Raw genomic sequence first — 22,963 nt, 5'->3', positions numbered from 1 at the left:
ACCCCACATACCCTATAATCTCTGGGAATCAACCCCGGAGCCATCATGTCGGATACCCAGCCAAACACCAACGGCTCTTCCCGCTATTTCGAGCCTGAAGAGCAGACCGAGCTGCTCAAGCGCGGGCTGGTACGGGTGAGTATTGCGGCTTCCGGTATCGACCCGCTGCTGGACAAGCGCCTGAACGAGCTGCGCCGTGCCCTGCGCTCGGACGCACCTGCGCACCTGCTGGGCGAACTGCTACCCGACCTTGAGCGTGCCGTGCTGACCGCCGATCAGAATCGTCAACAGGCCTCCAGCAACACCAGCAAGGCAGTCCAGCAACTGATCGAGCAGCTGCAGGACTGTGAGCCGCCGCGCGAGGTGTCCCGTGCGCTGCGTGCATTGGAGCGCCAGCTCGGTGAGCTTGCCGAACTCCCGCGCAAGCTGCCGTCGCTACTGGAGGAGCTACAGCAGCTGCAGCAGCAAACCCTGCAGCACAGCGAGGAGCAAGGCAACAGCGGCCTCTGGTCCCGCCTGCTGCGGCGCAAGCCGCGTACCGAGCCAGAGCCCGAACTAGAGCCTGCGCCCGCGCCTGAGCAAGGCCCGTTGATTGACGATCAGGCCCCTGCGCTCGCTATCGAGGCGCAAGCCCAGGAAGACATTCTCACCGCGCCGCCGGACGAGACCGAACGGCCCACCGACAGCGCCAGCAACATCAGCGGCGAGGAACAGCGCTTTTCCCAGCTGGCGGCGCATATCGAATCCATCCTGCTGCGCCTGCTGGCTGAATTGCAGATACTGGAAACCCAGCAAACCGCACGCGATCGACTGCGCGAGCAGGTCAGCAAGGGGCTCAACTGGTACGAACTGACCGCGGCCCTGGATGCCCTATGCGAGCTGGTGCTCGGCGCCCAGCAAAGCCGCCAAGCCGATTTCGAACGCTACCTGCTGCAACTCAACGAGCGCCTCTTCCAGTTTCAGGGCAACCTGGAAGAGGCCCAGAACAGCTACAGCGGCTCGCTGGATGCCGAGCGCGAGCTCAGCGGTGCCATTCGCGGCCAGGTGCAGGTGCTCAATGACAGCGTACGCGATGCCGACGACCTGAGTTCACTCAAGGCCAACGTCGAAGCGCGGCTGAACTCGCTGCTGGAAAACATCGACAAGGCCCGGGAGCTGCGCGAAGCACGCGACAGCGAAGTGGCCGAACGGCTGAGCACCATGGTCGAACGTATCCAGGCCATGGAGGTGGAGGCTCAGACCTTCCGCCATCACCTTGAGGAGCAACGCCAACAAGCGCTGATCGACAACCTCACCGGGCTCGCCAATCGCAGCGGCCTGCAGCAACGCATGGACGAAGAGTTTGAACGCTGGCAGCGCTACGGCGGCCGCCTGCTGCTGGTCGTACTCGACGTTGACCACTTCAAGTCGATCAACGACCGCTTTGGCCACCTGGCCGGCGACAAGGTGCTACGCCTGATCGCCCAGCAAGTGTCACGGCGGCTGCGCAAGACCGATTTTATCGGTCGCTTTGGCGGTGAAGAGTTTGTCATCCTAATGCCCGGCGTCAGCCCGGAGCAGGGTATCGTTGCACTGGAGGCGCTGCGCAGCGGTATCGAAGGCACGCCTTTCCACTTCAAGAGCGAACCGGTGCCGGTCACCATCTCGCTGGGCTTTACCGAGTTCATCCGTGACGACTCGCTGGACAGCGCCTTTGACCGCGCCGACAAGGCGATGTACCAGGCCAAGGAACTGGGCCGCAACCGAGTGGTGCGCGCAGCAACCCCATGAGTCTGCTTTTCCGTCTAATCCGTCTGCCTACCCTCCTGACTGCCGCGCTGCTTACCGGCTGCAGCACGGGGCCAAACATCGACACCCGCTACCAGGCCAAAAGCCAGGACAGCCGGGTGCAGTACGTGGTGCTGCATTACACCTCGTCCGGTTTCGAGCGCTCACTCTTCACCCTGACCCAGCGCGATGTCAGCAGTCATTACCTGATCAGCGACGGTGAGCCGGTAATCTATCAGCTGGTGGATGAAAACCGCCGCGCCTGGCATGCCGGCGACAGCAGCTGGCAGGGCCGCACCTGGCTGAACGCCAGCTCGATCGGCATCGAGCTGGTACAACCCGGCTACACCGACACGGCCACCTGCCGCCAGTGGCACCCCTGGGAGGAAGCCCAGATCGACGCACTGATCGACCTGCTCAAGGACATCCAGCAGCGCCACCAGCTGCCGCCAGAGGCCTTCATCGGCCATAGTGACGTCGCGCCACAACGCAAGGTTGACCCGGGCCCGCTGTTTCCGTGGGCGCAACTTGAAGCGGCTGGCCTGGCCACCCGTGTTGATCCGCAGCGCACCGATGTCATGCGCCACTGGCTGATGGGCCGCACACCCTCGGTGGCCTGGTTTCAGCAGGGGCTGCAGCGCTGGGGCTACGAGGTGCCGACCCACGGCAAGCTGGATGACGCTACGCGCAACGTGATTGCCGCCTTCCAGATGCGTTTTCGTCAGGCGCGCTTTGACGGCCTGCCCGACAGCGAGACCGCAGCCCTGCTTGCCGCGCTGGTACCGGAGCAGGGCAGCGCACTGCTCAATGACCCGGCGCCGCAGTGGTATCAAGCCGATCAGGCTCAGCTCAGCCCACGCCTGCCGCCCTGCGCCGCGGCGGACTGACCCGACATGCTGAACTGGATCTGGCTCGGCTTCTTCATCAGCGCCTTTGCTGCCGCGCTCTGGCAATGGCTGGGGCTGGGCGATGCCGAAGTGTTCAGCCGCCTGGTGACCGCGCTGTTCGACATGGCACGACTGAGCGTGGACATCATTCTGGTGCTGGTCGGCACCATGACCCTGTGGCTGGGCTTTCTCAACATTGCCGAAAAAGCCGGACTGATCAATCAACTAGCCCGCCTGCTCACGCCGCTGTTTCGCCGCTTGATGCCGGAGGTGCCGGCAGGCCACCCGGCGCTGGGGCATATCACCATGAACTTTGCCGCCAACGTGCTCGGCCTGGATAACGCCGCCACGCCCATCGGCATCAAGGCCATGCACTCACTGCAGAGCCTCAACCCGAGCAAGGACACCGCCAGCAACGCGCAGATCCTGTTCATGGTGCTCAACACCTCGTCGCTGACCCTGCTGCCGATCACCATCTTCATGTACCGCGCGCAGCAGGGCGCCAGCGACCCGACCGAGGTGTTCCTGCCGATTCTGCTAGCCACCAGCGCATCCAGCCTGGTTGGCCTGCTGAGCGTTGCGCTGATTCAGCGCCTGCGGCTCTGGGACCCGGTTGTGCTTGCGTATCTGGCAGGCGGCGCCGTCGCCCTCGGGCTGCTGCTGACCACCCTGGCTGGCCTGTCGGCCGAGGCGCTGGCAGCCACCTCCACACTGGTAGGCAACCTGACCTTGTTCGGTATCGTCATCGCCTTTCTGTTGATCGCCGCGCTGCGCAAGGTGAACGTCTACGACAGCTTTATCGAAGGCGCCAAACAGGGCTTTGAGGTCACCATCTCGCTACTGCCGTTTCTGGTCGCCATGCTGGTTGCCGTCGGCGTGTTGCGCGCCAGCGGTGTGCTCGACGCCCTGCTCGACGGCATTCGCTGGCTGATCGAAGGACTCGGCTGGGACACCCGTTTTATCGACGCCCTGCCAACCGCCTTCATCAAACCGCTGTCAGGCAGCGGCTCGCGCGCCATGATGATCGAAACCATGGATACCTTCGGCGTCGACAGCTTCCCCGCCCAACTGGCCGCCACCTTCCAGGGCAGCACCGAAACCACCTTCTACGTGCTCGCCGTCTACTTCGGTGCCATCGGCATCAGCCGCGTGCGCCACGCGCTGGGCTGCGCGCTGCTGGCTGATCTGGCCGGCATGCTCACCGCCATCGGCGTTTGCTATTGGTTTTTTGGCTGACAGCTGGAAGCTGGAAGCTGGAAGCTGGAAGCTGGAAGCAAATCAGTCTGCCAACTGGCTCTGCCGCGTCAAGCACCCTATGATGGTCGCAAAAGCTGGTAGCCACTCGCTCTGCTTCAAGCTTCAAGCCTTCGGCTTCCAGCCGCGCAGTACACCTCTTCACAAACAACATAAGGCTTCCCAATGCGCGCCCGCGTCGACCAACTCCACCGCCAACCCGGCCCCTGGTTTGTGGCCTTGGGCGGTGCAGGCATGTTCGGCGCCAACTTCTATCTGTATGGTTCGGCCGGTGAGTGGATTGCGGTGGATTGTGGCTTTGCCCTGAACCCGACGCCCAGCGGTCGCAACGCCGTCTCGGTGCCCAGCCTGGCAGCGCTGGAGCGCTATGACATCACGCTGTCGGCGATTCTCATAACCCACGGCCACGAAGACCACATTGGCGCTATTCCACACCTCTGGCGCGCACTGGATTGCCCTATCTACGCCAGCCCGTTTGCGGCGCAATTGATTCGCGCCAAACTGGACCCGGGGCTGACCTGGCCGCGTTTGCAGGAGATTCGTCCGCTGGAGCCCATCGGCATTGGCGCCTTTCAGGCCGAGTGGATTCCGGTCACCCACTCGATCCCCGAGTCCCATGCCATCGTGCTGGAGGTCGCCGGCAAACGCCTGTACCACAGTGGTGACTGGAAGCTGGACAACCAACCGGTGGTTGGCGAGCTTACCGCGCAGGCGCGACTGCAGCAGCTCGGCCGCGCCGGGATTGATGTCATCATCGGTGACTCGACTAACGCCTCGGTGCCCGGCGCCAGTCGCTCCGAGGCTGCCGTGCAAAACGGTCTGCAGGATGCCATTCGGCCCTGCCGCCAGCGTGTCATCGTCACCTGCTTTGCCAGCAATCTGGCGCGCCTGCACAGCCTGGCGGACATTGCCTTTGACTGCGCTCGCTACGCCGCGCTACTGGGCCGCAGCTTAACCCACATGCACAGCATTGGCCGCGCACAGGGCTATCTACCGGGCCGGCCCGGTTACATCGGGCCATGGGAGCTGGGCCATTTGCCGCGCGAACAGCAGCTCTGGGTGTGCACCGGCAGCCAGGGCGAACCCGGCGCGGCGCTGGGCAGGCTGGCTGCAGGCAGTCATCCGCACCTGAGCTTGGAGCCGGGCGATACCGTGATCTTTTCCTCACGCCTGATCCCCGGCAACGAAGTCGCGCTAGAGCGCATCAAGCAGGGCCTGAAAGAGCAGGGCGTTGAGCTGATTGACGACGACATGCAACCCGAGGTGCACGCCTCCGGCCACCCCCCGCAGGACGACCTGCGCCAGCTCTACAGCTGGCTCAAAGCCCGCTACCTGCTGCCGGTCCACGGCGAGCTTTATCACCAGCAGGCGCATATGGCCCTGGGCCGAGAACTCGGCCTGCGCGGCCTGATCCCCGGCAACGGCGATTTGATCGATCTTGGCGCACAGCCCGTCAAAGTGGCGGAGCTGCCGTGGGGGTTGGTCGACCTAAACCCGAGCGACAAGCCACAAGCCTCAAGCCGCAAGTAAAACCCCGCAGCGCACGACTTTGCTGCCAGCTCACGCTTGTTTAGCTTGTAGCTTGTAGCTTGCAGCTCCCCGCGCGCCCAAGCGCGCGGGGTCAAAACAGCTCTTTAGTCCGCTCCCACAGCATCCCCATCGCCAGCAGCGGCGCGCGGAAACGCTGACCACCCGGGAAGGCCATGTGCGGGACCTTGGCGAACACGTCGAAACCGCTACTGGCCTGGGTGGCGATGGCGTCGGCGAGCAGGCGGGCGGCCAGGTGGGTGGCGTTGACGCCGTGGCCGGAGTAGGCCTGGGCATAAAACACGTTGGGCTGCTCATCCAGCCGGCCGATCTGCGGCAGGCGGTTGGCGCCGATGCCGATCATGCCGCCCCACTGGAACTCGACCTTCACATCGGCCAGCTGCGGGAACACCTTGAGCATCTTGGGGCGCATGTAGGCGGCGATGTCCGCCGGGTCGCGGCCTGAATAGTGACAGGCGCCGCCAAACAGCAGGCGATGGTCAGCCGAGAGACGGTAGTAATCCAATGCCACGCGCTGATCACACAGCGCCATGTTCTGCGGGATCAGACTACGTGCACGCTCCGCGCCCAGCGGTTCGGTGGCAATCACGTAACTACCGGCCGGAATCACCGTGCCGCCCAACTTGGGGTTAAGCTGGCCCATATAGGCATTGCAGCCCAGCACCAGCTGCTTTGCGCGCACCCGGCCAGTTGCGGTGTGCACGGTCAGGGTGTCGCCATACTCGATGCGGCTGACTGGCGAATGCTCAAACAGCCGAGCGCCGAGCTGACGGGCTGCGGCTGCTTCGCCCAACACCAGATTAAGCGGGTGCAAGTGGCCGGAGCCCATGTCGGTCATGCCGCCGATATATTGATCGGAGCCGACCACGCTGTGCAGCTGCTCGCGCTCGATCAGCGTCATTTCATGGCGGTAGCCCAAGGATTTAAGCTCCTCGCGGTCGGCCAGAAAGCCTTCCATGTGCGCCGGCTTGTTGGCCAGATCGCAATAGCCCATGGTCAGGTCGCAATCGATATTGAAGCGCGCGATCCGCTCGGTGACGATCTCTACCGCCTCAATGCCCATCAGCTTCAGGCTGCGCACACCCTCGGCGCCAATCTGCTTTTCAAAACGGTCGACGTCATGGCCAACGCCACGAATCAGCTGACCGCCATTGCGGCCGCTGGCACCCCAGCCGATCTGATGTGCTTCCAGCAGCACTACAGAGAGCCCGCGTTCGGCCAACTCCAGCGCGGTGTTGACCCCGGTAAAGCCGCCACCAACGATGCAGACATCGGCCTGCTCCTCGCCTTGCAACACCGGCAGCCCAAGCTGCTGGTTGGCAGTGGCGGCGTAATAGGAGGGGGCGTGCTCATGGGTATGGGTTGCGCTGCGCAGCATGGGGTTATCCGTTCGCGGTCATGGCGTTTGAAATCGTGAAACACCGTAAATAAAAATTGACGCCAGCATAACCAGATACCAGCGCCCCTACAATCCCGCTCAGTCCGACTCCGGAATCGGCAGCGCCAGTGTCTCCTTCAGCTCTTCCATAACGATGTAGCTCTTGGACTCCCGCACCCCGGGCAAGCGCAGCAAGATGTCGCCCAGCAACTTGCGGTAAGACGCCATCTCGGAAATCCGCGCCTTGATCAGGTAATCGAAGTCACCGGAGACCAGATGACATTCCAGCACGTGGGGCAGCTTGGTCGCCGCGCGGCGAAAGTCATCAAAGATATCGGCCGACTTGGAATACAGGCTGATCTCGACAAACACCAGTAGATTGGCCTGCAGCTTCTGCGGGTTGAGCCGGGCACCGTAACCGAGGATGAACTTCTCCCGTTCCAGCCGCTTTACCCGCTCCATGCAGGGCGTGGTAGAGAGCCCGACACGCTCGCCCAATTCCACATAGGACATGCGCCCTTCTTCCTGCAGCAGTTGCAGGATGTGGCGGTCGATGCGATCCAGCTCGCGACTGGAGGCCTTTCTGGTTTTCATGAAATACCCCTGAAAAAAAATTTCAGAAAAGAATCTTGCTCTGCAATGCGCAAAATAAACGAAAAATCAGCCCAGATCACTTGCCATAGAATAGCAATATCGCCCAAGGGCATATTCACCAGCACATTTGCGGGAGCACAGCATGCAGGTTCTCATCCTCGGTAGTGGCGTCATCGGCGTTACCAGCGCCTGGTATCTGGCCCGCGCCGGCCATCAGGTGACCGTGGTTGATCGCCAGCCGGGTGCCGGTCTGGAAACCAGCTTCGGCAACGCCGGCATGATCTCCCCCGGCTACTCAGCCCCGTGGGCCGCACCGGGCGTGCCGTTCAAGGCCGTCAAATGGATGCTGGCCAAGCACCCGCCGCTGTCCATCCGTCCGACCGGCGACCCGCACCAGTACCGCTGGATGGTGCAGATGCTCGCCAACTGCACCGAGGCGCGCTACGCGGTCAACAAAGAGCGCATGATGCGCCTGGCCGAATACAGCCGCGACTGCCTGATGGACCTGCGCAGCGACAGCGGCGTCGATTACGAACACCGTGAGCAGGGCACCCTGCAGGTCTTCCGCACCCAGAAACAGATGGACGCAGCCGCCAAGGACATCGCCGTGCTGGAGCGCTGCGGCGTGCCATACGAGGTCCTCGACCGTGACGGCTGCGTGCGCGCCGAACCCGGCCTGGCCGCCAGCGCCGACAAGATCGTCGGCGGCCTGCGCCTGCCCAACGACGAAACCGGCGATTGCCACCTGTTCACCACTCGCCTGGCCGCCAAAGCGGCCGAGCTGGGCGTCACATTCCGCTACAACTGTGCAATCGATGAGCTGCATAGCGACGGCAAGCAAATCACCGGTGTGCGCCTGCAAAACGGCGAAGTCCTGACCGCCGACCGTTACGTGCTGGCCCTCGGCAGCTTCTCGCCGAAACTGGCCCGCCCGCTCGGCTTTGACCTGCCTATCTACCCGGTCAAGGGCTACTCGCTGACCCTGCCGGTGGCAGACGACGCCATGGCACCGGTTTCCACCATCATGGATGAAACCTACAAGGTGGCCGTTACCCGTTTTGCCGACCGTATCCGCGTGGGCGGCATGGCCGAGCTGACCGGCTTTGACGACACCCTGAAAGAGAAGCGCCGCGCCACGCTGGAGATGGTCGTCTCCGATCTGTTCCCGCAGGGCGGCAAGGTTGCCGAGGCCACCTTCTGGACCGGGTTCCGCCCAATGACCCCGGACGGTACGCCGATCATCGGCGCCAGCAGCCTGCGCAACCTGTATTTCAACACCGGTCACGGCACCCTGGGCTGGACCATGTCCTGCGGCTCCAGCAAGCTGCTGGCCGACCTGCTGTCCGGCGAAAAGCCCGCACTGAACGCCGGCGATTACAGCTTTGACCGTTACTCCAACCACAAGGAACACCAGCACCATGGCCATCCAGCGTCTGCACACTAACCAGCGCATGAGTCAGATCGTGATTCACCAGAACACGGTCTACCTTGCCGGTCAGGTTGCCGCCGATGACGACCTTGTAAAAGGCGCCGCCGAGCAGACCCGCAGCACCCTCACAGAGATTGAGAAGCTGCTGGCCGAAGCGGGTACCGACAAGACCAAGATCCTGTCGGTGACCATTTACCTGAAAGACATCGACGCCGACTTTGAAGCCATGAACGGTGTTTGGGATCAGTGGCTGCCGACTGGCACCGCACCGGCCCGTGCAACCGTTGAAGCCAAACTGTGCGAGCCGGAGATTCTGGTCGAGATGTCGGTGGTCGCCGCGCTGTAACAGTCACCCTCTCAGTTGTCGCCCCCACGCACTCGGCGACCTCTGATATTCTGACGGGGCACTTTGCCCCGTCTTTTTTATTCAAGATGCCCTGCCATGCGCCCAGCCCACGCCCTGATCGACCTGTCTGCCCTGCGTCACAACTACCAGTTGGCCAAATCCCTTTCCGGGTGCCGCGCCTTTGCGGTGATCAAGGCCAATGCCTACGGGCATGGCGCCGTGCGCTGCGCCGAGACCCTGCAGGGTAGCGCCGACGCCTTTGCCGTGGCCTGCATAGAGGAAGCACTGGAGCTGCGCGCCGCCGGCATCCGCCAGCCGATCCTGCTGCTTGAAGGCTGGTTCGAGGCCGACGAGCTGCCACTGCTGGCCGAGCACGATCTCTGGGCCGTGCTGCACCATGAAGAGCAACTGCTGCAGCTGCAAGACGCCAACCTCAGCCGCCCCTTGCACATCTGGCTGAAGCTCGACAGCGGCATGCACCGCGTCGGCTTTAGCCCCGCTGAATACGCCAGCGTCTGGCAGCGTCTGGCCGCCTTGCCGCAGGTCGCCAGCCTGAGCAAGATCACTCACTTCTCACGCGCCGATGAGCCCGAGACCGGGCGTACCGAACAGCAACTGGCGACCTTTGCCGCCGCCACTGCCGGCCTTGAAGGCCCGGCCAGCCTGTGCAACTCACCGGGTATCCTGGCCTGGCCGCAAGCCCATCACGACTGGCTGCGCCCCGGCATCATGCTCTATGGCGCCACGCCGTTTGAGTTCGAACAGGACAACGCCAGCAAGCTGCGCCCGGTGATGCAGCTGATCTCACGCATCATCGCCGTGCGCGAGTTGCCGGCGGGCGAGCCCATCGGCTACGGCTCGCGCTTTATCACACCCCGGCCGACCCGGGTTGGCGTGGTTGCCATGGGCTATGCCGACGGTTACCCGCGCCACGCCAAAGACGGCACGCCGGTGCTGGTCGACGGCCAGCGCACGGGTTTGATTGGTCGGGTGTCGATGGACATGCTCACGGTTGACCTGACCGACCTGCCCGGCAGCGGTCTGGGCAGCGCGGTTACCCTGTGGGGCAACGGCCTGAACGCCAGCGAAGTTGCCAGTTGGGCCGACAGTATTCCCTATCAGCTGTTCTGCAACCTGAACCGCGTACCCCGTCACTACCGCGACTGAAAGGTGGCCCGCTAGATTGCACAGCCGTTGAAAATTCTGAACAGCCGTGCAATTATCCCCCGGTCGAACGCCGCCAAAGCGTTCACTCACCCGATTCGCCGGAGGAAGCAGCCATTGGACGTTGGTGCCCGTCTCAAAACCATTCGCAAACTCAAGGGCTTGTCCCAGCGTGAACTGGCCAAACGCGCCGGCGTCACCAACAGCACCATCTCCATGATCGAGAAGAACAGCGTCAGCCCCTCGGTCAGTTCCCTGAAAAAGGTTCTCTCCGGCATCCCCATGTCGCTGGTAGACTTCTTCTCCCTTGAACTCGAACAGGACAGCCAGCGCCAGGTAATCTACCGCGCCGACGAGCTGCTCGACATCGGCAGCAACGAAGTGACCATGAAACTGGTCGGCAAGGGTCATCCCAATCGCGCGTTTTCCTTCCTCAACGAGACCTACCCGCCCGGCTCCGATACCGGCCCGGACATGCTCAACCATGAAGGCGAAGAGGCCGGCACCGTGGTCAGCGGCCAGCTGGAAGTGACCGTCGGCAGTGAGGTCTACGTGCTGGAAGCCGGTGACAGCTACTACTTTGACAGCAGCCAGCCGCACCGCTTCCGCAACCCCTTCGACGTGCCCTGCGTGCTGATCAGCGCAACCACGCCCGCCAACTTCTAAGCACCCGCCGGTGGGTCGTAGGGTGGGGAACGCCGCAGGCTTCTCCACCGAGCAATCTCGACAACCTCGCCCAGCGCCGTCTTCAAGGCCACCCGATCACGGCATGCCGTGCCCCTACGCGCCGGGTACTGGCGGTGCGCCGGCCAACGAGCGATAGACGCTGACCATCGCGGTTGCGGTTTCGATGCGGCTTTGCACCAGATCGCTACGCACGCCGGTCAGCTGCTGCTCGGCATCCAGCACTTCAAAGTACTCGATATAGCCCTGCTCGTAGCGCAGCCGCGCCTGATCAACCGCGGCCTGCGCCGCTTCGCTTGAGGCCAGCAGCCAGCGGCTGCGCTCCTGCGCGTGGCGGTAGCGCACCAGCCCGTTCTCGGTTTCCTCCAGCGCCAGCAACACGGCCTGCTGGTACTGCGCCAGGCGCTCGGCGCCGGTGGCATCCGCCGCTGCGATGCGGGCGCGCACGCCTTCTACGTCAAGGAAGGTCCAGTCGATACCCAGCGTCACACTGCGTGACTCGGCGCCAGCGGTGAACAGGTCACCGTCGCTGCCCGCTACCGAGCCAAGCAAGGCGCCCAGGGTAAAGCGCGGAAACAGATCCGCAGTGGCTACACCAATGCGCGCAGTCGCTGCCGCCAGCCGCCGCTCAGCCGCCTGAATATCCGGGCGACGACGCAGCACCTCGGCAGGCGCGCCCACCGCAATGCGAGCGTTCATCGGCGGCAACTCCTGCGGCGCAGCCAACTGCTCGTTCAGCGCTGCTGGCGGCTGGCCGGTCAACACCGCCAGCCGGTGCAGGCTGAGCTGCACATCGGCTTGGCGCTGCGGTACCGCTGCGCGCAGGGCGTCCAGCTCGGCCTGGGCCCTGACCCGATCAAACTCGGTGCCGCGACCGGCATCCAGCCGGGCACTGACGATATCCAGCGAGGCCTGCTGCAATTCGACATTCTGTTCGGCTACGGCCAGCAGCTGCTGCTGACCGCGCAGAGTGAAGTAACCACTGGCAACCTGACCGGCAATCGCGACCTGCAACGCCGACAGATCCGCTGCGCTGGCCGAAAGGTCCGCCTCACCCGCTTCTACCGCACGCTGCAGGCGACCGTAAAAGTCGAGCTCCCAACTAGCGACGGAACCCACCGAGTATTGCTCCACGCGTTCCCGGTTGGGATCGGTGCGCTCCACCTCGGCCAGGTGCTGCTCACCACCGGCAGCCTGCAAGGTCACGCTGGGCCAGCGGTCACGACGGGCGCCACGCAGCAGTGCTTCGGCTCCCTGATAGCGCGCCAGGAGGGTCTGCACATCCAGATTCTGCGCCAGTGCACGGTCGACCAGTGCCGCCAACTGCGGATCATTGAAGCCGGACCAGAAGCGTTGCTCGCTGGCCTGCTGCTCGGCCGCCGCGTCGGCCTGACTGAAACTCGTCAGCGGCACTGACGCCGGCGCCTGATAGTCAGGGCCCACGGCGCATGCGCTCAGCATCACGCTCAGGGCCAGAGGGAGAAGTTTATGCATTGGATTTTGCCTCCTGTTGCGCCGCAGGCTGCTCGACGGCCAGCGAGGTGCCGGCCAGCTTGCGCAGCGCAACATAGAACACCGGTGTCAGCAGCAACCCGAACAGGGTCACACCGAGCATGCCGGTAAATACGGTAATGCCCATGGCGTTGCGCACTTCACTGCCGGCACCCGAGGCCAGCACCAGCGGCACCACACCGGCGATGAACGCGACCGAGGTCATGATGATCGGGCGCAGACGCAGGCGGCTTGCTTCCAGCGCGGCCTTGACGGTCTCCACGCCTTCCATTTCCTGCTCGCGGGCAAACTCGACAATCAGGATGGCGTTCTTGCACGCCAGCCCCATCAGCACCACCAGGCCCACCTGGACAAAGATGTTGGCGTCACCGCCCGTCCACCAGACGCCAAGCATGGCCGCCAGCAAACACATGGGTACGATCAGGATCACCGCCAGCGGCATCACCCAGCTCTCGTACAACGCCGCCAGCACCAGGAACACCAGCAGCAAGGCAACGGGGAACACCACCAGTGCGGCGCTGCCCTGATTGACCTGCTGGAAGCTCAGGTCGGTCCACTCAATATCCATACCTGGCGGCAGCGCCTTGGCAGCAACCGACGCAACGGTGGCAAGGGTCTCGGTCGACGACAGCATGGCCGGGTCAGACTGACCAATCAGATCCGCCGCGGGGTAGCCGTTGTAACGGATCACCGGGTCCGGGCCAAAGCTCGGCTTGAGGCTGACCATGGTGTTGAGCGGCACCATCTCGCCGGCGGCGTTGCGCACGTACAGGCTGTCGATGTCACTTGGCTCGTCACGGAAGGGCGCATCTGCCTGGGCGCGCACCTGATAGGTCCGGCCGAACAGGTTGAAGTCGTTGATGTACTGCGCGCCGAAATACAGCTGCAGGGTGCCGAACAGCTCATCCAGGCGCACGCCCTGGGCCTTGGCCTGCAGACGATCCACCTCGGCGTCCAACTGCGGCACGTTAGCCTGATAGGAGGTAATCGGGAAACTCAGGCCCGGCGTCTGGCTCAGTTGCATCGCCAGCCCGTCGGTGGCTTGCTGCAGGGCACCGTAGCCATTGCCGCGGCGATCCTGAATGTACAGCGAATAACCCGACCCCGCGCCCAGGCCAAACACCGGCGGCGGCATAAAGGAAATGGCAAAGCCTTCCTTCAACTGCCCCAGCTTGCCGTTGATCTCGGCGGCAATCTCATCGGCCGTGCGCTCACGGATGTCAAAGTCATCAAACAGGATAAACACGGTACCGACGTTCGGCGTATTGGTGCCCTGCAGCGCGTTAAAGCCGACAAAGGCCGCCGCGTTGGCCACGCCCTCGGTTTCCAGCGCCAGGTCACTGACCTGACGCGCCAGCGCCTCGGTCCGATCCAGTGTGGCGCCTTCGGGCAGCCGGATGCTGCCGATCAGGTAGGTCTTGTCCTGAACCGGGATAAAGCCGCCCGGCACCTGACGGAACATCACCACGGTGACGCCTAACAGCAGCAGATAGACCACAAACACCATGCCGCGTCGTCCAAGGCTGCGGCTTACCAGCCCTTCATAGCGCTCGGCATTACGCTGGAAGAAGCGGTTGAACGGGCGGAACAACCAGCCGAAGCTGCGGTTGATTACCCGGGTCGGCAGATCCGGCGCGGCGCCATGAGGCTTGAGCAGGGTAGCGGCCAGCGCCGGCGACAGGGTCAGCGAGTTGATCGCCGAAATCACCGTGGTAATGGCAATGGTCACGGCGAACTGGCGATAGAACTGGCCGGTAATGCCATCCAGAAACGCCATCGGCACAAACACCGCGCAGAGCACCAGACTGATCGCCACAATCGGCCCGCTGACCTCGCGCATCGCCTGATGCGCCGCCGCCAGCGGAGCCAGCCCCTGCTCGATGTTACGCTCGACGTTCTCGACCACCACGATGGCGTCGTCCACCACAATGCCGATCGCCAGCACCATGGCAAACAGCGTCAGGGTATTGATCGAGAAGCCCAGCATCAGCAGCACGGCAAAGCTGCCGACAATCGACACCGGCACCGCCAGCAGCGGAATCAGCGACGCGCGCCAGGTTTGCAGGAACAGAATGACCACCAGCACCACCAGCGCTACCGCTTCGAGCAAGGTGGTGATCACCGAGCTGATGGAGGTGCTGACAAACACGGTCGGGTCGTAGGCCACTTCCCAGCTCAGGCCTTCGGGAAAGTCCTCAGCCAGCTCGGCCATCTTGGCACGCACCGCTGCAGACACATCCAGGGCATTGGAGCCCGGTGACTGGAAGATCGGCAGGGCCACCGCCTGACGGCCGTCGAGCAGGGCGCGCAGGGAATCTTCCTGCGCCGCCAGCTCGATTCGGGCTACGTCACGCAGGCGGGTAATCTCGCCGTCAGCACCGGTCTTCAGCACGATATCGCCAAAGGCTTCGGTACTGTCCAGACGCCCCTTGGCGTTGATCGAAATCAACATGTCCGAGCCCTGCGGCATCGGTGGCGCGCCGATCTGACCGGCCGACACCTGCACGTTCTGCTCGCGCACGGCAGCGACGATATCGCCGGCGGTAACGCCGAGGGAGGTCGCGCGCTGGGGGTCAACCCACAGGCGCATGGCATAGTCGCCGGCACCGAACAGGCCGGCCTGACCAACACCCGGAATACGCGCCAGCTCGTCACGGATGTGCAGCACCGCATAGTTGCGAATGTAGGTCGCATCCAGGCTGTCATCCGGTGAGATCAGGTGCACCGCCATCATCAGGTTGGGCGACTGCTTCTGCGTGGTCACCCCCAGCTGACGTACATCCTCGGGCAGGCGCGGCAGGGCTTGCGACACCCGGTTCTGCACCTGCACCTGCGCCTGATCCGGGTCGGTACCCAGGGCAAAGGTCACGGTCAGCGCCAGGCTGCCGTCACTGCCGGCTACCGACTTCATGTAGATCATGTCTTCAACGCCGTTGATAGCTTCCTCCAGCGGCGTGGCGACGGTTTCCGAGATGGTCTTGGGGTTGGCGCCCGGATAGCTCGCGCTGACCAGCACGCTGGGCGGCACAACCTCCGGATACTCGCTGACCGGCAGCATCGGGATGCTGATCAGGCCGACCACAAAGATGATGATCGACAGCACCGAGGCAAAGATCGGCCGGTCGACAAAGAAACGTGAAATATTCACGGCAATACGCTCCCTTGGCGTGCTCGAGAGAGCACGCCCCAGCAATATCGTTAAAAGGGGAAAGTCAGTTCAGGGTCAGAACGCAGTGTGCTGTGCGACCTCGTTGCCAGCAGGCTTGCGGCGATCCATGGCGACCAGCTGCGGTGCGACTTCGATGCCCGGGTAGAGAATCTTCTGCAGCCCGTTGACCACCACCCGGTCGCCCGACTGCAGACCACCGCTGATCACCAGCAGGCCATCCACCCGCCGGCCCGTCTCGACAAAGCGACGAGTCGCCCGGTTGCCCTCATCCAGCACGTAGACATAGCGGCGATCCTGATCGGTCAGCACGGCTTTCTGGTCGATCAGAATGGCCTTGCTGGCAGCCGCCACCGGCATCTGCACGCGGGCAAACTGACCGGGACGGAACAGCCCCTCGGGGTTGGCGATCACGGCGCGGTACTGCAGGGTGCCGGTGCTGGCATTGAACTGGTTATCGACAAAGTCGAGCTGCCCCTGATAGGGGTAGTCCTGACCATTGCCCAGCCCCAGACGAACCGGCGTGCTGCCCGCGTCATCGAGCGGGTTACCCTCGGCGGTCTGCTGATCGCTCTCAAAATAGACATACAGCGGGTCCACCGACACCAGCGTTGCCAGCAGCGTCGCATCGGCGGTCGCCAGGTTGCCGCGAGTAATCTCCGCGCGCCCCATGCGGCCAGACACCGGCGCCTTCACCTCGGTGTAGGCCAGATCCAGCTCGGCGTTGTCCTGCGCCGCTTCAGCCGAGGCCAGCGCGGCTTGCGCCATGGTCCGGGCAGCGCTGCGCTGTTCCATCTCCTCGCGGGAAATGGCCCGGCGCTCCCACAGCTGCTCGGCGCGCTCGGCTTCACGCGCGGCCAGCGTCACCTGGCTGCGAGCGCGGGCAACCTCTGCGCGCGCCATCTGCAGGCGTGCCAGGTAAGGGCGCTGGTCGATGACAAAGAGCACGTCACCCTGCTTGACCAGCTCGCCTTCTTCGAAGGCAACCTTGTCGATATAACCACTGACACGGGCTCGTAGCGCCACGGTTTCCGGTGCGGCCATACGGCCGGTGAAGTTGTCCCAGAGTGTTACGTCGCGCGACTGGGCCACTGCAACGTCCACTTCCGGTGCCGGTATCGCCTGGTTGCTGGCCTGATCGCCGTTGGCGTCACAGCCAGCCAGCAGCAGAACCAGCGCCGATGCAGCGCCGTAACGGGCAAAGCCATTCAAAGCATGCTTGTTCATGTTATCCATCGCTCCCTGTGGGTTGCGCTATTTGGCAGACAAAAACGAAATGATCCCCGCGCCCCGGATGGGCGCTGGCTGGTTAAGAGGGATCAGGTATGGCGTGAACGATACGGTGGGGGTGGCATTTCCGGGTAGCGGAGTTCTGCGCAAAGATTGCCTAATTCTGTTCTGCGGGAGTTTTTGGCAATCTCATAACTGTGCGCAGCAGTAGACACAATCGCACCAGAAAGAGACAAAACACACGCTACAGAACCAGGCTTTGCGCGATCCTGCAAGCTTATTGCCTGATCCTGCAATTGCTGACAGGCTGTCACCAAGGCGTTAATCGAGCTGCGTATACTGTCGCGAAACTCCGAACGAGGCCATTACCATGTCCGACCAGCATGTTCACCCAACCACGCTAGACCTGCCCATGTGCCGCCAGCTGGCCGACCTGGTGGGTGAGCGCGCAGAGGTCGAAGGCATCAACGACACTTCCATTGCCGGGCTGCAGATTTTTCGTACCGACCACCCGACCAGCGTCCGCTCGACGGTATACGAGCCCGCACTCTGCGTTATTGCTCAAGGCAGCAAGACGGTGCAGCTCGGCGACAAGGAAATTGTCTACGGCCCGCTGAGCTACATGATCTCGGCGGTTGAGCTGCCTGTGGTTGGCGCGGTTGTCGATGCCACGCCCAGCGCGCCCTACCTGGCGGTCAAGCTGTCGCTGGATCAGCAGGAAGTGTCAGAGATGGTAATGGAGCTGGGCGACGCACTGCCGCCACTCGACCAGCAGCGCGAGTGCCCGGCAGCGTCCTGTGGCCTGTGTGTCGCGCCGTTGGATACCGGCATCCTGCAGGCCATGACCCGCCTGGTAGCACTGCTGTCGTCTCCAACCGACGCCCGCATCCTGGCCCCGCTGGTACGCCGCGAACTGCTCTATCGTGCATTGATGGGCGAGATGGGTTGGCGCCTGCGTGACTTTGTTGCCAGCGACACCCAGGCGCATCGTATCTCCAAAGTAATTGCGGTGCTCAAGGACCGCTTCGCCGAACCACTACGGGTACGCGAACTGGCCGACGATGTGAACATGAGCGAGTCGACCCTGTTCCACACCTTCAAGCAGGTCACGCGCATGTCACCGGTCCAGTTCCAGAAAAAGCTGCGCCTGCACGAAGCACGACGCCTGATGCTGTTCGAAGGGCTGGAAGCGGCGACGGCCAGCTACCGCGTCGGCTACGAAAGCCCCTCGCACTTCAGCCGCGAGTATCGCCGCATGTTCGGCGCACCACCGCGCGCCGACGTCAGCAAGCTGCGCGGCGAGCAGGCGATGGCAAGCGCGATGTAACCTGCAGCGCCTGCGCACATTTCCCACCGCCACAGGCCGCTTTCGGGCAGGCAAGGCGGGGAGAGCGCGTATACTGCGCAGGACATTCACCACCGCAGGCGCGCACATGAGTCAGCACAGGCAGCACAGCGAGTACCGGGACGCACCGCCGCCCGACCATGCCCGCCTGCGCCCGCCGCCGCTGCCAGCCGAACCCCTCACGCGCAGCGTACTGCTCGACCAGCTCATGCAGCACCTGGCCCAAGGGCGTCGCCTGGCACTGCTCCGCAGCCCGCCCGGCTATGGCAAGACCACCCTGATGCACGCCTGCGCCCTGCAGCTGCAACAGGACTGGCTCTGGTTACGCTGCACTAGCGCCGACAACCAGCCAGCGCAGCTACACAGCCAACTGGCTGCACTGCTGGCGGTAGCGCAAACCGGCAATCCGGCGCACCTGGAAACCGCGCTGCTCAACCAGCTGGAAGCACGCCAGGCGCCACTGGTGCTGTTTATTGACGACCTGCACCTGCTGCGCAGCAACCCTGCGCGCCAGCTGATCAACCGCCTGCTGACACTGGCGACACCCCGGCTGCAGATTATCGCCGCCTGTCAGGGCGAACCACAGCTGGCCATCACCCAGCTGTACCGTGACCAGCAGCTGCTCGAACTCGACACCGCCGACCTGACCCTGGACAGCCAGCAGATAGCCGCGCTGGCCAGCACCCGCCATATCGCCCTGGACAATGACAGCCTCTATCAGCTGCGCACCAGCACCGAAGGCTGGATCAGCGGCGTGCTGCTGGCCCTGTCCGCCCGCGCCCGTCAGGCAAACGCCGATGACGATACCGCGCGCTACCTGAATGAGTCGGTGCTGGACAGCCTGACCCCGCGCCTGCGCCATTTTCTTGAGCAAACCTCGGTGGTCAGCGCCTTCAGCCCGGCACTGGCCGCGCACCTGACTGGCGCTACGCAGACCGACCGCACCCTGGCCCAGCTGCGCCGAGACGGCCTGTTCATTGAGGACAACGCGGACCCGCTGCTACCGCTGCGCTACCACCCGGCCCTGCGCAACGCCTGCCAGCAGCGCCTGCAGCAGCGGGCGCCGGAACGCCTGCGACAACTGCACCTGCGCGCAGCAGACTGGCTGCTGCAGCACGGCTGCTACGGCGAGGCGGTCTATCAGCTGGGGCGCGGTGGCGACTACAACCGGCTGCTGGCCGAGGTGGAGCAGCACAGCTTTGACCTGCTGCGCGAGGGCAAGGTGGACTCCATCGTTGACTTTCTGATGGACCTGCCCAACCGCGACACCGACCACCTGACCCTGGCTATCACCGAGGCCAGTACCGTCATCGCCACCAATGACATCGAGCGCGCCCGCCTGTGCCTAGCCCGCCTGCAACGTCTGGTGCGCGAACTGCCGCCGCCGATTCCCCGGCCAGAACGGGTGTTCCAGAGCATGGCCTTTGTGCGCAGCCGGCTGGCGGTGCTGGCCGGCAACTACCGCCACGGCTTGCGTCTGACCGGCGACAGCCTGCGCCGCTGGCCGCAGCAAACCGCCGCCAGCGCGGTACTGCTGTACAACCGCGCCAGTTGCCTGCATGCCCTGGGCGAACTGCAGGCCGCCCGCCGGGTAGCGCAGGATGCCCTGACCCAGCTCAGCCAGTTTGCCTTCCGCGGCTACACCCACAACCTGCAACTGCTGCTGGCCCAGATCGACCTCAGCCAGGGCGACAGCCCCGGCGCCGCTCGCCGCCTGGGCGCCCTGACCGAGCGAGCCGATAGCCGTTCGAACACCTTTTACGAGCTGTTTCTCAACATTGGGCAGGCGCAGGTGCTGCAGCAGCAGGGCGCATTCGAGGCGGCGCGCCAGCAACTGGCCCAGGCCGAGGCAACCGCGCTGGAGGTCAGCCACAGCGCCGCCTTACCCTGGGTGCTGCATTACCAGGCCTGCCTGCACGACGCCTGGGACCAGAGCGCCACCGCCGCACGGCTGTGGAATGAAGCCCTGCGCCTGACCAGTCAGTTTCGCCTCTGCGGACTCTACCGCCAGGCAGCCGCCTGGCGCGTCCGCCTTGCTGTGCGGCAGCAGGACGAAGCCGTTATTCAGCAGTGGCTTGACGAGTGGCGCTGGTGCCAGCAGCAAGGGGAGGCCAACGCCCACCGTGAGGAGCTGCTGGCCTACGCCTGGGTACTGCAGCATCAGGGCAGACACAGCGAAGCTCACCAGCGCGCCGCAGACCTGCTCAACCAGGCCCGGCAACAGGATAACCACTGGCTGGCCCTACAGGCGCACCTGCTGGGCGCCCGGCTGGCGCAAGACGCCGGCCACCGCGACAGCCTGATCAACCAGCTTGAGGCCGCACTGCAACTCAGCCTGCAACACGGTTTTGCGCAATTGCTGCAGCATGAAGGCCGCAGCCTGAGCGAGGCGCTCAGGCCGCTGCTATCGGCGCGTTTTCGCCAACAACAGGGGCTCGCGCCGCTACCGGCCGATAACCCGTTGCTGCATCCACTGCAGCAGCTGCTGGCCGACAGCCAGACCCAACAACTTTTGATTGAGCCACTGACCCGGCGCGAGCAGCAGGTGCTGCAACGTATTGCCCGGGGCCAGAACAACCAGCAACTGGCCGAGGCATTCTCAGTCAGCACCAGCACCATCAAGACCCACATCAACAACCTGTTCCGCAAGCTGGGCGCCAGCGAGCGGCAGCAGGCCATCCAGATTGCCCGCAGCCTCAAAATTCTATCCTAGCGGCCTTTTTCTCCACCCACCTCCACCCAAAAAATCCACCCTTGGTTGGACGCATCAGGTCAGGCACTTTGCTAAAAAGCACAGCGTGTTTCACCCTGCCGACGAGGCCACCATGACCGACAAGCTGCTCAACGAACGCGAGCTGAACTTCCAGCTCTACGAAATGCTCGACACCGAAGCGCTGCTGGAGCGCCCGCGCTACGCCGATCACGACCGCGCCGTATTCGATGCCACGCTGGAAACCGCCCGCGGCATCGCCGCCGAGTATCTGGCCCCGCACAACCGGAAAGGCGACGCCAACGAGCCCACCTTCGACGGCGAAAAGGTCACCCTGATTCCGGAAACCAAAGCCGCCTGGAACGCCCTGGCCGAAGCCGGCTTCCACGCTGCCCACCACGATGCCGAAGACGGCGGCCTGCAGCTGCCGGAAGTCATCCTGCGCACCTGCGTTGCCTATTTCAGCGCCGCCAACATCTCCACCTCCGGCTACTCGTTCCTGACCATCGGCTCTGCCAACCTGGTCAAGAGCTTTGCCAGCGATGAGCTGCGCGAGCGCTTCCTGCCGCCGATGCTGGACGGCCGCTACAGCGGCACCATGGCGCTGACCGAACCGGGCCAGGGCTCTGCGCTGGGCGACATTCGCACCACCGCACGCCCGGCAGAAGACGGCAGCTATCGCGTATTCGGCCAGAAGATGTTCATCTCCGGCGGCGATCACGAACTGACCGACAACATCGTGCACATGGTGCTGGCGCGCATTGAAGGCGCACCGGCCGGCGTCAAGGGGATCTCCCTGTTTCTGGTACCCAAGGTACTGGTCAACGAAGACGGCAGCCTGGGTGCGCGCAACGACGTTGCCCTGGCCGGTCTGCTGCACAAGATGGGTTACCGCAACACCACCTCCACCGTGCTGAGCTTCGGTGAGAAAGGCGGTGCGGTCGGCTATCTGGTCGGCGAGGCCAACAAGGGCCTGTCGTACATGTTCCAGATGATGAACGAGGCGCGCATTGGTGTTGCCCTCGGCGCCTCGGTGCTGGCGTATCAGAGCTACATCCACGCACTGGACTACGCCCGCGAGCGCCCGCAAGGCCGTCTGCCGGGCAGCAAAGACCCGCTGGCACCGCAGGTTCGCATCGTCGAGCACGCCGACGTGCGTCGCATGCTGCTGCAGCAAAAGGTGTACGCCGAAGGCAGCCTGAGCCTGTGCCTGTACGCCAGCAGCCTGTTCGAAGACTCGCACACCGCGCCGACCGACGCAGAGCGCGCAGACGCCGCCGAGTTGCTCGACCTGCTGATCCCGATGGTCAAGTCCTACCCGTCCAAGTACGGCGTGATTGCGTCCGATCTGGGCATCCAGATCCTCGGCGGCTCCGGCTATATCCGCGAGTACCCGCTGGAGCAGTACTACCGCGACAACCGCCTGAACCCGATCCACGAAGGTACCGAAGGTATCCACGGCCTCGACCTGCTGGGCCGCAAGCTGGGCCAGCGTGGCGGCAAGGGCTATCGCCTGTTCCTCGAGGCGGCTCGCGCCAGCATAAGCGAGGCCGCTGGCAGCAAGCAGTGCGCCGGCCTGGCTGCCGCGCTGAACGACGCGCTGGGCATTCTGGAACAACTCAGCCCGGAACTGCAGGCACAGGTCGCTGCGGATGTAGATCTGGGTCTGGCCAACGCTACCGCGTACCTGGATCTGTTTGGCCGGGTTGTGGTGGGCTGGATCTGGCTGCGTCAGGCACTGGTGGCCGAACGCGCGCTGGAGGCCGGCGCAGCCGACAGCGAAGCCGACTTCTACCAGGGCAAGCTGCACGCTGCGCGTTACTTCATGGACTGGGAACTAGCCGGCCTGGCCAGCCAGGCACAGCTGCTGCGCGCCGGCAACCGCCTGACCTACGACATGCAGGACGCCTGGTTCTGACTTCAGGAGAGGCCGGCACGCTGTTGCCGGC

At 64.0% G+C, this 22,963-nt stretch carries 16 protein-coding genes; 11 read left to right on the top strand and 5 right to left on the bottom strand.

Translation table 11 applies throughout. The features are described 5' to 3' along the window. Positions 1 to 45 precede the first annotated feature (45 nt). The 4 genes from BM116_RS10020 (at position 46) to BM116_RS10005 (ending at position 5,438) form a co-directional block, all read left to right on the top strand. Positions 46 to 1,770, top strand: coding sequence for a GGDEF domain-containing protein (locus BM116_RS10020; RefSeq protein WP_083725678.1), 1,725 nt, complete (start codon positions 46 to 48; stop codon positions 1,768 to 1,770). After that, positions 1,767 to 2,654 (top strand): N-acetylmuramoyl-L-alanine amidase, encoded by an 888-nt coding sequence (locus BM116_RS10015; RefSeq protein ID WP_083725680.1) that lies wholly within the window; start codon positions 1,767 to 1,769, stop codon positions 2,652 to 2,654. The genes BM116_RS10020 and BM116_RS10015 overlap by 4 nt, the downstream gene beginning before the upstream one ends. A 6-nt stretch (positions 2,655 to 2,660) precedes the next feature. Beyond that, the gene (locus BM116_RS10010; protein WP_083725682.1) at positions 2,661 to 3,890 is read left to right on the top strand and encodes a nucleoside recognition domain-containing protein; all 1,230 of its coding nucleotides are present in this window, start codon (positions 2,661 to 2,663) and stop codon (positions 3,888 to 3,890) included. A gap of 183 nt (positions 3,891 to 4,073) precedes the next feature. Next, positions 4,074 to 5,438 carry a ribonuclease J gene (locus BM116_RS10005; protein WP_083725684.1) on the top strand — a complete coding sequence of 455 codons (1,365 nt, stop codon included), beginning with the start codon at positions 4,074 to 4,076 and terminating at the stop codon, positions 5,436 to 5,438. Between the two features lie 91 nt (positions 5,439 to 5,529). Here the strand turns inward: BM116_RS10005 and BM116_RS10000 are convergent, their stop codons facing one another. Together BM116_RS10000 and BM116_RS09995 are read right to left on the bottom strand one after the other, a co-directional pair. Next, positions 5,530 to 6,834, bottom strand: a complete 1,305-nt coding sequence (locus BM116_RS10000; protein ID WP_083725686.1) for an NAD(P)/FAD-dependent oxidoreductase — start codon at positions 6,832 to 6,834, stop codon at positions 5,530 to 5,532. Positions 6,835 to 6,933: 99 nt separating this feature from the next. Continuing rightward, positions 6,934 to 7,428, bottom strand: coding sequence for an Lrp/AsnC ligand binding domain-containing protein (locus tag BM116_RS09995; protein ID WP_083725688.1), 495 nt, complete (start codon positions 7,426 to 7,428; stop codon positions 6,934 to 6,936). Positions 7,429 to 7,570: 142 nt separating this feature from the next. On the opposite strand from BM116_RS09995, the gene BM116_RS09990 reads away from it, so the two are divergent. The 4 genes from BM116_RS09990 to BM116_RS09975 all read left to right on the top strand — a co-directional run bounded on the left by BM116_RS09990 (position 7,571) and on the right by BM116_RS09975 (position 11,033). After that, positions 7,571 to 8,872: a D-amino acid dehydrogenase gene (locus BM116_RS09990; RefSeq protein ID WP_083725690.1), complete on the top strand. Its 1,302-nt coding sequence runs from the start codon at positions 7,571 to 7,573 to the stop codon at positions 8,870 to 8,872. Beyond that, positions 8,847 to 9,203 carry a RidA family protein gene (locus BM116_RS09985; RefSeq protein WP_083725692.1) on the top strand — a complete coding sequence of 119 codons (357 nt, stop codon included), beginning with the start codon at positions 8,847 to 8,849 and terminating at the stop codon, positions 9,201 to 9,203. The genes BM116_RS09990 and BM116_RS09985 overlap by 26 nt, the downstream gene beginning before the upstream one ends. Positions 9,204 to 9,299: 96 nt before the next feature. Next, positions 9,300 to 10,370, top strand: coding sequence for an alanine racemase (gene alr, locus BM116_RS09980; RefSeq protein WP_083725694.1), 1,071 nt, complete (start codon positions 9,300 to 9,302; stop codon positions 10,368 to 10,370). 114 nt (positions 10,371 to 10,484) lie between these two features. Beyond that, entirely contained in the window at positions 10,485 to 11,033 is a 549-nt protein-coding gene (locus BM116_RS09975; protein WP_083725696.1) for a cupin domain-containing protein, read from the top strand. 114 nt (positions 11,034 to 11,147) lie between these two features. Here the strand turns inward: BM116_RS09975 and BM116_RS09970 are convergent, their stop codons facing one another. The 3 genes from BM116_RS09970 to BM116_RS09960 form a co-directional block, all read right to left on the bottom strand. Next, entirely contained in the window at positions 11,148 to 12,545 is a 1,398-nt protein-coding gene (locus tag BM116_RS09970; protein WP_090475137.1) for an efflux transporter outer membrane subunit, read from the bottom strand. Continuing rightward, positions 12,538 to 15,711: an efflux RND transporter permease subunit gene (locus BM116_RS09965; RefSeq protein WP_083728904.1), complete on the bottom strand. Its 3,174-nt coding sequence runs from the start codon at positions 15,709 to 15,711 to the stop codon at positions 12,538 to 12,540. Before BM116_RS09965 ends, BM116_RS09970 begins: the two co-directional genes overlap by 8 nt. Positions 15,712 to 15,786: 75 nt before the next feature. Further along, positions 15,787 to 16,956, bottom strand: a complete 1,170-nt coding sequence (locus tag BM116_RS09960) for an efflux RND transporter periplasmic adaptor subunit (protein ID WP_235846734.1) — start codon at positions 16,954 to 16,956, stop codon at positions 15,787 to 15,789. A gap of 373 nt (positions 16,957 to 17,329) precedes the next feature. Between BM116_RS09960 and BM116_RS09955 the strand changes: the two genes are divergently transcribed. The 3 genes from BM116_RS09955 (at position 17,330) to BM116_RS09945 (ending at position 22,932) form a co-directional block, all read left to right on the top strand. After that, positions 17,330 to 18,286 carry an AraC family transcriptional regulator gene (locus BM116_RS09955; RefSeq protein ID WP_083728900.1) on the top strand — a complete coding sequence of 319 codons (957 nt, stop codon included), beginning with the start codon at positions 17,330 to 17,332 and terminating at the stop codon, positions 18,284 to 18,286. Positions 18,287 to 18,392: 106 nt separating this feature from the next. Beyond that, entirely contained in the window at positions 18,393 to 21,017 is a 2,625-nt protein-coding gene (locus BM116_RS09950; RefSeq protein WP_083728898.1) for a winged helix-turn-helix domain-containing protein, read from the top strand. 112 nt (positions 21,018 to 21,129) lie between these two features. Beyond that, positions 21,130 to 22,932 (top strand): acyl-CoA dehydrogenase, encoded by a 1,803-nt coding sequence (locus tag BM116_RS09945; protein WP_083728906.1) that lies wholly within the window; start codon positions 21,130 to 21,132, stop codon positions 22,930 to 22,932. Positions 22,933 to 22,963: the final 31 nt, after the last annotated feature.

Origin of the sequence: Halopseudomonas pachastrellae, from assembly GCF_900114765.1 — a bacterium.
GTDB classification, from domain to species: domain Bacteria; phylum Pseudomonadota; class Gammaproteobacteria; order Pseudomonadales; family Pseudomonadaceae; genus Halopseudomonas; species Halopseudomonas pachastrellae.
Note: the sequence above shows the minus strand (reverse complement) of the source record. Positions and strands in the feature narration are given on the sequence as shown.